General features: G+C 50.0%; 14 protein-coding genes. 10 read left to right on the top strand and 4 right to left on the bottom strand.

What is annotated here, in order from left to right:
* Nucleotides 1–360: 360 nt before the first annotated feature.
* Complete coding sequence (locus UNDKW_RS16215) at nucleotides 361–921, bottom strand: porin family protein (protein WP_162059511.1); 561 nt, start codon at nucleotides 919–921, stop codon at nucleotides 361–363.
* Between the two features lie 198 nt (nucleotides 922–1119).
* A complete protein-coding gene (locus tag UNDKW_RS16210; RefSeq protein WP_232063004.1) occupies nucleotides 1120–2244 on the bottom strand; it encodes an ABC transporter substrate-binding protein in 1125 nt (374 codons plus the stop codon).
* A gap of 134 nt (nucleotides 2245–2378) precedes the next feature.
* Here UNDKW_RS16210 and mobB point away from each other — a divergent pair, with 134 nt between their 5' ends.
* The 3 genes from mobB to UNDKW_RS16195 all read left to right on the top strand — a co-directional run bounded on the left by mobB (nucleotide 2379) and on the right by UNDKW_RS16195 (nucleotide 3856).
* Entirely contained in the window at nucleotides 2379–2945 is a 567-nt protein-coding gene (gene mobB / locus UNDKW_RS16205; RefSeq protein WP_232063003.1) for a molybdopterin-guanine dinucleotide biosynthesis protein B, read from the top strand.
* Between the two features lie 63 nt (nucleotides 2946–3008).
* Entirely contained in the window at nucleotides 3009–3209 is a 201-nt protein-coding gene (locus UNDKW_RS16200) for a YjfB family protein (protein WP_162059510.1), read from the top strand.
* Nucleotides 3210–3406: 197 nt separating this feature from the next.
* Nucleotides 3407–3856 carry a hemerythrin domain-containing protein gene (locus tag UNDKW_RS16195; RefSeq protein ID WP_162059509.1) on the top strand — a complete coding sequence of 150 codons (450 nt, stop codon included), beginning with the start codon at nucleotides 3407–3409 and terminating at the stop codon, nucleotides 3854–3856.
* Here the strand turns inward: UNDKW_RS16195 and UNDKW_RS16190 are convergent.
* Complete coding sequence (locus UNDKW_RS16190; RefSeq protein ID WP_162041999.1) at nucleotides 3844–4062, bottom strand: RNA-binding S4 domain-containing protein; 219 nt, start codon at nucleotides 4060–4062, stop codon at nucleotides 3844–3846. The genes UNDKW_RS16195 and UNDKW_RS16190 overlap by 13 nt on opposite strands.
* Nucleotides 4063–4098: 36 nt before the next feature.
* Nucleotides 4099–4380 carry a hypothetical protein gene (locus tag UNDKW_RS16185; protein ID WP_162059508.1) on the bottom strand — a complete coding sequence of 94 codons (282 nt, stop codon included), beginning with the start codon at nucleotides 4378–4380 and terminating at the stop codon, nucleotides 4099–4101.
* Between the two features lie 234 nt (nucleotides 4381–4614).
* Between UNDKW_RS16185 and UNDKW_RS16180 the strand changes: the two genes are divergently transcribed.
* The 7 genes from UNDKW_RS16180 (at nucleotide 4615) to UNDKW_RS16150 (ending at nucleotide 11696) form a co-directional block, all read left to right on the top strand.
* Nucleotides 4615–4869: a DUF2282 domain-containing protein gene (locus UNDKW_RS16180; RefSeq protein WP_370529036.1), complete on the top strand. Its 255-nt coding sequence runs from the start codon at nucleotides 4615–4617 to the stop codon at nucleotides 4867–4869.
* A gap of 111 nt (nucleotides 4870–4980) precedes the next feature.
* The gene (locus tag UNDKW_RS16175) at nucleotides 4981–5835 is read left to right on the top strand and encodes a DUF692 domain-containing protein (RefSeq protein WP_232063002.1); all 855 of its coding nucleotides are present in this window, start codon (nucleotides 4981–4983) and stop codon (nucleotides 5833–5835) included.
* Nucleotides 5835–6503 carry a DNA-binding domain-containing protein gene (locus tag UNDKW_RS16170; RefSeq protein ID WP_162059506.1) on the top strand — a complete coding sequence of 223 codons (669 nt, stop codon included), beginning with the start codon at nucleotides 5835–5837 and terminating at the stop codon, nucleotides 6501–6503. The genes UNDKW_RS16175 and UNDKW_RS16170 overlap by 1 nt, the downstream gene beginning before the upstream one ends.
* A 2-nt stretch (nucleotides 6504–6505) precedes the next feature.
* Nucleotides 6506–6655, top strand: coding sequence for a hypothetical protein (locus UNDKW_RS16165; protein WP_162059505.1), 150 nt, complete (start codon nucleotides 6506–6508; stop codon nucleotides 6653–6655).
* 52 nt (nucleotides 6656–6707) lie between these two features.
* Entirely contained in the window at nucleotides 6708–7187 is a 480-nt protein-coding gene (locus UNDKW_RS16160) for a DoxX family protein (protein ID WP_162059504.1), read from the top strand.
* A gap of 195 nt (nucleotides 7188–7382) precedes the next feature.
* Complete coding sequence (locus UNDKW_RS16155; protein WP_162059503.1) at nucleotides 7383–8564, top strand: efflux RND transporter periplasmic adaptor subunit; 1182 nt, start codon at nucleotides 7383–7385, stop codon at nucleotides 8562–8564.
* Nucleotides 8565–8567: 3 nt separating this feature from the next.
* Nucleotides 8568–11696, top strand: a complete 3129-nt coding sequence (locus UNDKW_RS16150) for an efflux RND transporter permease subunit (RefSeq protein ID WP_162059502.1) — start codon at nucleotides 8568–8570, stop codon at nucleotides 11694–11696.
* Nucleotides 11697–11707: the final 11 nt, after the last annotated feature.

Raw genomic sequence — 11707 nt, 5'->3', positions numbered from 1 at the left:
AGGCTCAGCAGTGATGCAGTGACAATGAAGGTCTTCATACACGTCATGAAGCGACCAGGGAGACTGACAATCCTGACAATCGGGCAAGCAAATAGCTGATTGTAAATACTGACCGTAAGGACTTCGTAAGAGACATAAGCAAACTTGCTCGGCAGGATTTGAAAACTGTGGGGATAAGGTGGAGGAGGGGGGATGCCTGCTAGAGGCGAAAGTCTGGAGCTTGGGGGAACTTGCTTTGTCAGCAGCAAACGATGAATTTGCTGCTGACAATATGGCGCAAAATTAACTGAGTTCTTGTATAACTAAATCAATACTGCGCCTTAACAACTTTTGTCAGATATTGCGGTATCAAGCGCAATATCAGAACGATGCCTGAACACCAATGTTGAAGTTGGTGATATTGCCGTCGCCGCCAACAAAATCGACTTTACGGCTGGCGATTTCAGCGCGTGCAGCGATGTTAGGTGTGAATGCATAAGTTGCACCTATGCCCAACATCACTTGTGTAGAGTTTTTGCTGGTAGAGCCGCGCACGTTATTGAATGCAGCAGTTGCTTCGCCTTTGGAGTATGCCAGACCCAATTTTGTGAACAGGCCCCAGTTGTTGCCCAGTTGTGCACGGTAAGTACCAGCCAGGTCTATGCCTGTTGCTTTCGCTTCTGCTGCGATACCATAGACATTTGCCTTGACTGTGCCCAGGTTGTAATAGCTGCCTTCTACGCCCCAGTTTGGAGTGATGTTGTAGCCGCCCAGGATGTTGAAAGACGTGTCATTGGTTTTGCAGCTGGATGTGCCTGCGCAATCCATATTCCAGCGAGCCTGACCTACAGTGGCACCAGCGTAAAATTGTGCATTTGCAGTTGTGCCGATGAACAAGCCAGAAACTGCCAGAGCTGCAGCGATAATTTTTTTATTAAACATGATGTACCTGATTGATTTTTTTTGAATAGCCGCAAACTTGATTCATGCATTTACCGAATAAGTAAATTTTAAATTCTCATGTTGCGGTGCAGCACTCTATTCTAAAATCACAACAATGTCAAAAAACGTTATTTGTTTTTGTTCATGCATGTCGTTTTTTGTATGAATGCACTATTGGCAATGGAAGGTGTCTGCTACTTAAAACAGCAGCCCCCCGCCTTTCCTGAAGAGTGCCATATCAACATAGTTGGACATGCGGTGCGTACTCTCTGATGGGGTCAGGGTGACACCACCGAGGTCGATGACGTTTTTTTGTGTTGCCAGCGTCTGCAGGCCATCACGCCCGCCTTTTCCTGCCTGTATTGCTTTAACCAGGGTCTTGGCGACCATGAAGCCTTCAAATGTCAGGGCAGACAGATCTTCATCCCTGAATTTTTTCATCATATTGCTATGATCTATCTGTATCAGCGACTTTTTGCTCAAGGGATTGGGTACCACCTGGGAAAATACTGTCCATTCCAGCGCCTTGGGGCCTGCCACTTCTGCCAGGGTATCAAGATTGATGAGTGACATGCCGGCAACAAAGGTGCGGGGAGCCTGTTTCCTGAATTCTTTCAGGAAGATGCCCGTGCCCAGCGTATCGGCAATAGCAATCACGATGCCAGGATTGCTGCGTGCCAATACAGCAGATTCTCTTTCCATGTCCGCGGCAGACGCACCTATGCGTACCAGGCCGCTCATGAGCATATTGCGTTTGCGCAACTCGGTAACAACATATTGGTACATGTCCTGGTTCAGGGCGTTTTCCTGATAAGCGATACCTACACTTTTGATGCCCAGTTTATCGAAGTAAGAGAAGATATATTGCATCTCTTGCTCAGGGCTGGGCCGCCAGAACAGGACGCGGGAGTTGTAAGTCTTGACTGATGCCACCAGCGGAGCAAACAGGGTCTGGCCACTTTGTGAAAATCTGGCGTTTGCCAGCACTGCATCGGTGACGGCAGCGCCTATGCCACCCAGCAGATAATCAGCCTTGTCTTTTTCCAGCAATTCGCTGACTGCCTGTGCCGACACTGCAGGGTTGCCCTGATCGTCACGTACCAGGTACTTGATGCGTTTGCCACCTATGCCACCACTGACATTGATACTGTCAAAGTAAGTCGTGATACCTGCCACATAGTCGCGGCCAATGCTACCATTCGGTCCGGACAAGTCTATTGCCTGACCAACGACGATGACATTGCCTTGCGCCTGTACATTCATGGCGAACAGGAAGCATAGCAGGGTGAAGCAAAAGGACCATAGTCTGAAGGGAAAACGCATACTGATAACCTGTGAAATATTGCAATGTAACAATTGTTACATTCAAATATGACTATGGAATGACGAGGCGGGTATAGAGCTCATACTCCTAAGTTATTTGCATATAATGAATTTGAAAAAAGTCTGGAGGCAGTGTGGCTGGCGGTGAAAAGAATGATGTGATTGATGTGGCTGAAGCAGGGCAAATACTGGGCGTAATAGGGTGGTCAGGTAGCGGTAAAACCAGCTTGCTTGAACATCTGGTCAGGGAGTTGACGGCGGCAGGGTATAAGATCAATGTCGTGAAGCATAGTCATCATGATGTCACGATAGAGCCCCCGCAAAAGGATAGTTCGCGCTTGCGCATGGCCGGGGCACAGGATGTCTTGCTGGCATCCCCTTATCGTTACGTGATTGCCCATGAGCTAAGGCAGGAAGCTGAACCATCGCTGAACGAGTTGCTGAGCCGTCTTTCTCCAGCGGACTTGACATTGGTGGAGGGCTATAAATGGGAGGCTATGCCCAAGATTGAAGTTTATCGCCCATCCCTGGCTAAGCCAGCTATTTATACTGAGGATGCACATGTGGCCCTGGTAGCATCCGATGTTGCCGCACCGGCAGACTTGCGTCCTGGCGTGCAATGGCTGGATTTAAATCAGCCGCAACTGGTGCAGGACTGGGTTCGTGCTGCGATGCAAAATAATATCTTGAAAAAAATCTGAAATATCCCTAAAGACTTTGCTCAAGCCGCCGTTATTTACAGTAGACAGATAAGGAGAATTGTCATGGACGTAACCGGTATTGCCAGAGTGGCAACGACACTGGCGGATGTAGGTACCAGCCAGGCGGTGAGTATTGCTGTTTTGAAAAAAGCGCAGGATATTACTGCTGAAAGCGCCACTGCGCTTATAGAGGCTATTCCAGATAATAAATCTGTTGCCAATCTGCCACCTAATCTGGGCAGGAATATCAATACGACAGCTTGATTGCTGTTTTTGTTCATAGATATTCAAACAGATGTCCAAAAAGCGCGCTGATAGCGCGCTTTTTGTTTGTGACTCCTGAAATGTTTTCTGGTGGTTGTCTTAGTGACCACCCCTGGTCACCTGTGGCCTGATCTGACGCAAGCACATTATTTGCTGATCAGCGATAATCTCGCCATCTCTTTCTATCTGGATCTGGTATGGAACAAAATTCTTGGGGCTGGTCTGACCGCCTCAGCCTCAGTTATGAACCTATGGATGATACCCATAAGGAGTTTGTCGAACTCTGTGCGGCTTTATCTGAAGATAATCCGGCCACTTTCGTCGCCAGGCTCGATGCCCTGATCGTGCATTCCATTGCGCATTTTGAGCAAGAGAACCAGTGGATGGCCGAAACGGCATTCCCGCCTGCAGGTTGTCACAGGCAAGAACATGATGCAGTACTTGAAGTGATGCAAGAGGTGCGGCGCAGGGTAGAGCTGGGCGAGACCGATCTGGCTACGCGCCTGGCAGAAGAATTGCCTTTATGGTTCGAGCATCATGTCGATACCATGGACAATATGCTGGCGCGTTTCATGGCAAGCAATCCTGAAAGGCTTGTTGATACAGCGGCCGATGCGACTGATGCTGCCCAGATTCAGCCTGCCTGAACCCGTATTTCTATATCGCCGAGACTGACCACCTGGCCTGCACGGATTTTGGCAGTCTTGCGTAACTCCTGCTCACCATCAACGCTGACATCGCCGCTGGCAACGATAGCCTTGCCAGCGCCACCGCTTTCGCACAGACCAACCAGTTTCAATAACTGGTTCAATTCCACATATTCGCCTTCCAGGCTAAAACTCAGGCTTTGCATATAAATTCCTTTACCCTGCAATAAAAGGGACGCAGCTTACACTATTTTGCCAGACGCAAGGCGTGCATCTGCTTTCTCCAGCCACATTCTCAGTTGGGCAATCAGGTCTGTCTGACTGAAAGAACAGCTTTCTTCTGTAAACAGGCTGCCAGACTCCAGCCTGCTCAACAGGTTTTCCATGACTTCGGCAAATTGTGGTGGCAGGGCGGCTAATAAATCAGTCTGGCTACGCCAGATTTTGCAAAAACCACTGATATTGATCTCATTACGAGATAAATTTTCGATACTTTGTCGCAATTCTTGGATGAAGTTGAGCATATAGAAACTTTTAGCTTGAAAAAAAGTCATAAGCTAGTAGGATAATCTCATCGCTGCCTGAATCCAAATGAAAATGTGCTGCGTAGAAGATAGTGCAGATAGCGTGACTGAAAATATTTTACGAAATTGTGTAAGTTTGCTTTATCTGCGCCGACTATAGGCTGTAGTTTTAAATTTGCCCATGTGGGATGTTGTGCTTAATTAAGTTCTTGAATCAATTTACAGGAGATGAACATGAGTAATAAAACAATGGTTGCAGTCGCACTGGCAGGTTTGTTGGGTTCCAGCATGGCAATGGCAGCAGAGCCAGCCAAAACAGAAAAATGCTTTGGCATTGCCAAGGCAGGTCAAAATGATTGCGCCACCAAATCTGGTTCCCATTCTTGTGCAGGTCAGTCCAAGAAAGACAATGATCCAGCTGAGTGGAAAAAAGTGCCAGCCGGTTCTTGCGAAAAAATGGGTGGCAAGCTGGAAGCTCCTAAATCTTGAGTATGTCTGACGTGATGAGCCTGGGTTATTCTGAATTCGCCTGACTGATTTACCTTGACTGACCCGGCTCGCGCAAACTGCTTACCCGCGTTCACCCTGCAAGGGGTGGGCGTGGGTTTGCGTACTCAGCATTACCGTGATTTTCTGCATGCATCTGCCCCAGTTACTGCTGACTGGCTGGAGGTGCATTCAGAAAATTATTTTGGTGATGGTGGCTATGATTTGCATGTACTGCAAACTTTGCGCCAGGATTACCCCTTAAGTCTGCACGGTGTTGGTATGGGGCTGGGGTCAGCCCAAGGCTATTCTGACCTGCATATCTCACGCTTGCAGCGCTTGATAGAACGCACGGAACCTGCACTGGTTTCTGAGCACCTTTGCTGGGGAGCCATCGCTGGCAGGCATTTGAATGACCTCTTGCCTTTGCCGCTGATGCAAAGCGCGCTTGACCTGGTATGCGAGCGTGTCGATGAATTGCAGGCGCGTTTGTGCAGACAGGTCTTGATAGAAAATGTCTCGACGTATTTACGCTTTGCCCAGGACGATATGTCAGAAGCAGAATTTCTGGCGACCCTTGCTAAACGCACAGGCTGCGGTATTTTGCTCGACATCAATAATCTGTATGTGAATCAACACAATCATGGTGAAGACGCGCTGCAAGCCTTGCGCATCATGGCAGGTATGCCAGTTGGTGCGATAGGTGAAATCCATCTGGCAGGGCACTTGCAAACTGATATCTGCATCGTTGATGATCATGGCAGCCAGGTTGCAGATCCGGTGTGGGCGTTGTTCAGGCGGGCAGTGGATATGCTGCCTGCTGGCATACCCGTATTAGTAGAGTGGGATACAGCAATCCCTGATCTGCCTGTGCTGCTGGGCGAGGCGCATAAAGCCAGGCAAATTCTGGCAACAACGTCAAGGCCAACGTCAACGCCGGCGCCATCGCAAGAGATAGCGGCAGCCTGATGCGTACGCAGATTGATGCCGCTATGGACGCGCTTTCGCTTACCGAGATTCAGTCGCAATTTGCCCGGGCATTATTGCAACCATCCTTTGCAACGCAGACCGCTGCCTTATTTAATGCTCACCCCCATCAGGATGACAGGCTGGCCTTGTACCGCGGCAACCTGACTGCCATCTGGACGGCGGCATTGAAAAACGCTTTTCCCGTCCTGTATCAATTGGTGGGTGATGATTACTTTGAACAGCTGGTGCGTGCGTTTGGCCGTGCCTTTCCTTCAGAATCGGGTGACCTGAATCAGTTTGGCGCAAAGCTTGCTGCATTCCTGAAAACCACACCTGATGCCGCAGATTACCCTTATTTTTCTGATGTCGCCGCGCTGGAGTGGCAGATACATGCTGCATATTATGCTGCTGATGCAGAAGCTCTCAGCCTGACAAACCTGTTACAGGCAGTGGCTGCATCGGGGCAAGATGTGCAGGCTGTGCGGCTGTTGTTTCATCCTGCTGTCAGTCTATTTACTGCTGAACTGGATAGTGTGGCTATCTGGTTTGCTCATCAGGTACCTGCCGAAGCGGGGGGCCGGAAAATATCAGGCAGGCTTGTTATGGACTTGTCAGCAGACCCCATTGGTCGGTTGAATTGCAGGGAATCAGCAAGGCCAGCTTTTTAGCGTTGACTGCTTTGCAGCAGGGCAGCAACCTCGGCACTGCGTTGGAAATTGCACTTGATACAGACGGTGAATTTGATATCAATGCCCAATTGCAATCCTGGTTTGCCAATGGATTATTTGCCAATTTCAAATTCCCTGAAAATCAGCTGTAAGGAATTCACCAGCAGACAGACTAAGTTGCAGGAGACTAATTGGAGAATTTCTATGTATAACACCCTGCAATACTTTCATCGCCTGAGCACACGTTTTGATGACAAACTTAATGTCTGGGGCGGTTCAGCCCTTTGCCTGACACTCAGGCTATATGTAAGCTGGCAGTTTTTTAAAGCTGGTCTGGTAAAAATCGCTGACTGGCAATCTACCCTGTCCTTGTTCCGCGAAGAATATATGGTACCTGTCATACCGCCAGAGCTGGCAGCCTGGATGGGGGCGGGGGGCGAATTGATCGTGCCGGTTTTTCTTGTACTCGGTTTTTTTTCCCGCCCGGCAGCACTGGCCTTGTTTGCTGTGAATGTCATGGCCGTAATTTCTTATCCGCAGTTGTTTGAACTGGAATGCCCCGCTGCAGTCAATTCGCATTTTTACTGGGGAATCCTGTTGCTGGTGCTGGTCAGTTTTGGCCCTGGTAAGTTGTCTTTGGATACCTGGCTGGATAAAGGCAAGTCTGCGAATACGGCAAGTTAAGTTTGCAAATCATTCCACGAAATCAGTGCCCAATCAGAGCCCGCTAAGCCGGGCTTTTTTTGGTCAATTTTGCATTATTTTTTGTACTATTATTGGATGAACTTATCCTGTGCCGATTAGTCAAACCGCTAAACAAAGTCTGGCCTGCCTGGCGGCAGAGCGGATATAGCGCACACACACTGGAATATCTTCATCATGCAAAACAAATTTCGCTTTCGTAATTCCCAGGGGCAGATTCAATGGCGCACGCCTGTCGTGACTGTTGCAGCACTGGCAATTTGCAGTGGTCTCTGGATGTTTTATTCCAGCAAAATGACTGCGCAAGCCAGTACCAATGAAAAAAAACAGGCCGACAAGGAAGTGGTCTATGAACTGGCTGCTGCAGATATTGCCAGTGCAGAACTCAAGGAATTGTCAGCACAACTGCCCATCTCGGGTTCGCTGGTGCCTGATAGCCAGGTCACCGTGCGTGCCAAGGTGATTGCTGAAGTTGCCGATGCTTCCCTGCAAGAGGGCATGGCAGTACAAAAAGGCCAGATCATTGCCCGCTTTACCGCTGCCGACTTACATGCGCGCCTGACCACGCAAGAAGCTGCGGTTGATGAAGCCCAGGCCAGGTTGGCGCTGGCGCAAAAAAACCGCCTGTCTAACGAGACTTTGTTGAAACAAAACTATATTTCACAAAATGCCTACGACACTACTCATAATGGCCTGGAGCTGGCACAGGCCAGCCTGAAGTCGGCATTGTCGCAAAAACAGGTGGCACAACTGGCGCTGGCAGATACGCAAGTGCGTTCGCCGCTGGATGGTTACATCAGCAAGCGCCATGTGCAGGCAGGTGAAAAAGTATCACCAGATACTGCCCTGTACAGCATCGTCAATCTCCGCCACATGACGCTGGAAGCGCAAGTGCCCGCAAGTGAAATCCCCCGGGTCAGGACAGGGCAAAAAGTCGCGTTCCAGGTCGATGGTTTTGGCAAGCGCGAATTCGTCGGCAAGGTAGCGCGCATCAACCCGGCGACAGAAACAGGCTCACGTTCCATGATGGTATACATCGCCGTCGATAATGCAGATGCAGCATTGCGGGGCGGCATGTTCGCCAAGGGTAGCCTGGTGCTGGAAAAATCAGCACCGGCCACGACCGTGCCGCTGACTGCCGTGCGCCAGGTGAATGGTGCTGATGTCGTCTATCAAATCATTAATGATCAGGTGAAAATGCAAACCGTCAAACTGGGTTTGCGCAGTGAAGACGAAGGCAAGGTACAAATTGTGCAGGGGCTCGATGCCGGTGCAGTGCTGATTTCTTCCCGTCTTGATGGCGTCAAATCCGGTAGCAAGGTGAAGATGCCCAAGCCTACTCCAGCATCAAAGGTCTGAGCCATGTGGATGACCAAAGTCAGTATACAAAACCCGGTGTTTGCCACCATGGTCATGATAGGCCTGATGGTGCTCGGCATTTTTTCATACCGGGGCCTGGGCCTGGAAAACATGCCCAATGTCGAGTCACCCGGTGTCTGGATGGAAGTGCTGTATCCCGGTGCTTCGCCAGAGATCGTTGAGAATGACATCACCAAACCGGTAGAAAATGTCGTCAATACCATCAGTGGCGTCAAGCGCATCATGGCCAGTTCGTATGAGGGCAGGGCTGGCATCTGGATAGAATTTCAGCTGTCCGTCAATGGTGACAAGGTCTTGCAGGAAGTGCGCGACAAAGTGGCGCAGATACGTCCGGGCTTTCCGCGTGATGTGAAAGACCCGTTCATCGTCAAGGGTGGTGATGGTAATGGCCGCCCGGTCGTACAAATGGCGATCAGTTCTGGTGAGCGTAGCTTGCGCGATCTGTCGAATATGACAGATCAGATCATCGTCAAGAAATTGCAAAGCGTGCCAGGTGTGGGCAGGGTCGATGTGCGTGGCGCTGTCGTGCGCCAGGTGCAGGTCAAGCTTTTGCCTGACCGCATGGCAGCTAACCATATTGGCGTCAATGAAGTATTGGCTGCGATACAGAGCACCAATCAAAACATGCCGGCAGGTTTGATCACCCGTGGTTCGCAAGATCAACTGGTCAGGCTGGAAGCCAAGATAGCGGACACCCGTGGTTTTAATAAAGTCATCGTCGCCCGCCGTGCCGGTGCGCCTGTCTATCTGGAACAGATTGCAGAAGTGCAGGATGGTGAGAAGGAAGAATATTCCATCTCACGTGTGAATGGACAAAGATCAGTTGCGGTCGCGATCAGCCGCATACAGGATGCCAATATCGTTGAGGTAGGCGACGGCATCATGGAAGCGATTGCTGATCTTAAAACGCGCCTGCCCAAAGACGTGCAAATGACCATCAGTGAAAACAATGCTGACTTTGTCAGGCACTCCCTCGACGGCGTCAAAGAAACCATACTCGAAGGTGCGGGCCTGACAGTGCTGATCGTTTTCCTGTTTCTGCATTCCTGGCGCAGTACCATCATCACCGGCCTGACTTTACCTATTTCGGTGATTGCGACTTTCATTGCACTCAAGGCTTTTGGTTTTACCCTGAATTTTTTGACCATGATGGCGCTGTCACTCTGCATAGGTTTGCTGATTGATGATGCCATCGTTGTGCGGGAAAATATAGTCCGGCACCTGGGCATGGGCAAGGGGCACAAGCAGGCAGCAGAAGATGGCACCAATGAAATTGGCCTGGCAGTCATGGCGACTACCTTTGCCATCGTCGCCGTGTTCGTGCCCGTGGCTTTCATGCAGGGCATGATAGGTAAATTCTTTTTCCAGTTCGGCATTACCGTGACCGTGGCCGTGCTGGTATCGCTGTTCGTCAGCTTTACGCTAGACCCCATGTTGTCATCGGTATGGCGTGACCCTGAGCAAGACCGCTTCAAACGTCTGCCCTGGCTGGCCAAATTCATGAATGCCATAGAACATGGCATAGAAAAGCTGCACGTCATTTATGGCAAGTTACTGCAACTGGTTTTGCGCAAACGTAAAACCACCTTGTTGCTGGCGACTTCTTTATTTGCTGGCAGTTTTTTCCTGGTGCCCATGATAGGTACTGAATTCGTACCTGAAGCAGATGAAGGCCAGATCACCATCAACCTGAAAACTCCGGTAGGTTCCAGCCTGCAATATACCGACGATAAAACTCACCAGGTTGAGGCTGTTCTGAAGGAGATGAAAGACATCCAGACCATCAACACCTCGGTCGGTATTGAGAATGAAAGAAATACTGCACAAATCAATATGAAGCTCAGTGAAAAGCGCATCAGCCATCGCAAATCTCAAAAGCAGATGGAGATGCAAATACGTGAGCGCTTGAAAAGCATACCCGGCATAGAAATGGCAGTTGGTTTCGACAAGCCTATCTATGTAGCGATACTCGGCCCAGATGCTGACAAGTTGCAGGACGTTATCGATAGTGTCATGAAAAAAATGGCGGGTATCAAAGGTATCGCTGATCTGGAGAGCAGCCTGACAGGCGCTAACCCTACTGTCCTGGTCAAGGTCAATAATGAGCTGGCAAACGACCTGGGCTTGTCAGTGCAGCAGATAGGCGCTGCGCTGCGCCCCTTTGTTGCGGGTGACACCCTGGGCCAATGGCTGGCACCGGATGGTCAGAATTATGAAATCAATGTGCAATTGCCCAAATCAGGCAGGCAAAAAATTTCTGACCTGGGCGACCTGTCACTTGCGAGTAGCAAGATTGATGCAAACGGCAAACCCATGATGGTGCCTTTGCGTCAGGTCGTACAATTTATTCCCAGCACCAGCCCGCGCGTTATCAAGCGTCAGGACTTGCAACGCCGGGCAGCTATCTATGCCAACGTCGAAGGCCGCCCAGCCGGTGACGTAGGGGCAGAAGTACAAAAACTGGTGAAGACCATAGAACTGCCACCAGGCTACCGCTTTGATATTGGTGGGCAGACCAGGGAAATGCAAGAGTCCTTCCAGGCTGCCGTGGCAGCGCTGGGCATAGCGGTGATCTTTATTTACCTGATTCTGGCTTCGCAATTCGGCAGCTTCCTGCAACCATTGGCGATCATGACGGCCTTGCCGTTTTCATTGATCGGTGTACTGCTGGCTTTGCTGATTACTGGCAGCACTCTGAATATTTTCTCCATCATCGGTTTCATCATGCTCATGGGTCTGGTGACCAAGAATGCAATCCTGCTGGTTGATTTTATCAATCAGGCGCAAAAGCAGGGCATGAGCCAGTTTGATGCAGTGCTGGCTGCCGGACAGGTGCGCTTGCGCCCCATCATGATGACAACGCTGGCGATGATATTTGGTATGCTGCCCATGGCCATGGGGATTAGCGATGGTGCAGAAACCCAGGCACCAATGGGCCGGGCAGTGATAGGCGGCATCATTACATCGACGCTGCTGACTTTGCTGGTCGTGCCTATCGCCTATACTTATCTGGATAATCTGGGCAAAAAGGCGAAAGCTTATTTTGCTTATCGTGAACCAGCGCGTGAACCATCACCAGTAACCGCAGTTGTGCCCGTGGTGCAGGATTAAAGCGAAAAAAT

The sequence above is a fragment of the Undibacterium sp. KW1 genome (assembly GCF_009937955.1).
In the GTDB taxonomy this organism is placed as follows: Bacteria; Pseudomonadota; Gammaproteobacteria; order Burkholderiales; family Burkholderiaceae_D; genus Undibacterium.
The sequence above is the reverse complement of the archived record's forward strand: the minus strand, read 5'-3'. Positions and strand labels throughout refer to the sequence as shown.